The sequence below is a fragment of the Frankia sp. AiPs1 genome (assembly GCF_023716945.1).
Taxonomy (GTDB): Bacteria; Actinomycetota; Actinomycetes; order Frankiales; family Frankiaceae; genus Frankia.
Map to the genome: position 1 here is coordinate 1 of NZ_JAMQQF010000966.1, position 1,278 is coordinate 1,278.

The window sequence follows — 1,278 nt, forward strand, 5'->3', positions numbered from 1 at the left end:
GGGCGGCCCCGCTGCCGGCGGGCAGCGTCGACCGGGTGCTCGTCGACGTCCCCTGCACCGGGCTCGGGGCGCTGCGGCGCCGCCCGGAGGCCCGCTGGCGGCGTATCCCCGGCGACCTGGCCGCCCTCGTGCCCTTGCAGAGCGCCCTGCTCGTCGCCGCGCTGGACCTGGTCCGACCCGGCGGGGTGGTCGCCTACGCGACCTGCTCCCCGCATCCGGCGGAGACCGTCGAGGTGGTTCGCCAGGTGACCGGGCAACGGGTGGACGTCTCCGTGCTTGACGCCCGGCTCGGGCTGGCGGAGGTGGACGGGCTCGGATCCGGCCCGTTCGTCCAGCTCTGGCCGCACCGGCACGGCACGGACGCGATGTTCATGGCGTTGCTGCGCCGCAACGCGGACTGAGCCGCCGCGGTGGGTGGGCGCCGGCCCGCGACCGCCGGTGCGCGGAGGTGGGGCCGGGGAGGTGGGGCGGGGGAGGTGTCGACCGCGAAGGTGACGAACGGGTCGGGGGGTGCGCCGATCCGGTCGATAGTCTCGCGGGGTGGCAACCGCACAGATCTATCCCAGCCTGCTCGCCGCGGACTTCGGTCGCCTGGCCGATGCCGCCCTCGCGGTCGAGGGCCGGGCCGACTGGCTGCACGTCGACGTCATGGACTACCACTTCGTCCCGAACCTGGCGTTCTCCCCGGACGTGGTGACGGCGTTGCGGTCGACGACGCAGACCCCGCTCGACTGCCACCTGATGATCGATGACCCGGACCGCTGGGCCGCCGGTTACGCCGAGCGCGGCGCGGCGAACGTGACCATCCACGCCGAGGCCGTGTCCGACCTGCCGCGGACGACCGCGGCGATTCGGGCCGCCGGCGCCCGCACCGGCCTCGCCGTGAAGCCGAACACCCCCGTCGAGCGCTACCTGGACGACCTGCACCGCTTCGACCTGCTGCTGCTGATGACGATCGAGCCGGGGTTCGGCGGTCAGAAGTTCATGACCGAGGTGCTTCCGAAGATCCAGGCGGCTCGCCGCCTGATCGACGACCGCGGCCTGGACCTGTGGCTGCAGATCGACGGCGGGGTCAACGAGGACACCGTCGAGCAGGCCGCGGCCGCCGGGGTCGACGTCTTCGTCGCCGGCACGGCCGTCTTCGGCGCCGACGATCCGGGCGAGGCCGTGGAGAAGCTGCGCGCCCAGGCGCTGCGGGTCGCCCCCCGGCTGACCCCGCCGGCCTCCCGATCGGCCTCCCGATCGGCCACCCGGCCGGTCGGCGGCCCGGCGTGACCA

At 74.7% G+C, this 1,278-nt stretch carries 1 protein-coding gene and 1 pseudogene; both read left to right on the plus strand.

The window, feature by feature from the left end:
* Positions 1-401: pseudogene (locus tag ND748_RS32220) on the plus strand (rRNA cytosine-C5-methyltransferase); the annotation flags it as partial.
* Positions 402-540: 139 nt separating this feature from the next.
* Entirely contained in the window at positions 541-1,275 is a 735-nt protein-coding gene (gene rpe, locus ND748_RS32225) for a ribulose-phosphate 3-epimerase (RefSeq protein WP_251750048.1), read from the plus strand.
* The last annotated feature ends 3 nt before the right edge of the window (positions 1,276-1,278 follow it).